Origin of the sequence: Kitasatospora phosalacinea (genome assembly GCF_000717185.1) — a bacterium.
In the GTDB taxonomy this organism is placed as follows: Bacteria; Actinomycetota; Actinomycetes; order Streptomycetales; family Streptomycetaceae; genus Kitasatospora; species Kitasatospora phosalacinea_A.
The window spans coordinates 1-263 of the sequence record NZ_JNYE01000308.1; the positions used below are offsets into that span (position 1 = coordinate 1).

Annotated in this window: 1 pseudogene; it reads left to right on the forward strand. The window is 73.8% G+C overall.

What is annotated here, in order from left to right:
* A pseudogene (locus OO57_RS38150) lies at positions 1–263 on the forward strand (chitinase); the annotation flags it as partial.

Genomic DNA, 263 nt, shown 5'->3' on the forward strand with positions numbered 1-263 from the left:
GGCACCAGCGCGACCGTCACCGGCCTGACCGCCTCCACCTCGTACACCTTCACCGTGAAGGCCCGGGACGCGGCGGGCAACGCCTCGGCCGCCTCCAACGCGCTCTCGGTGACCACGCCCTCGAACGGCGACCCGACCGCGCCGACCGCGCCGACCAACCTGGTCGCCACCGCGACCGCGGCCACCCAGGTCTCGCTCTCCTGGGGCGCGTCGAGCGACAACGTCGGCGTGACCGGCTACGACGTGTACCGCAACGGCACGCT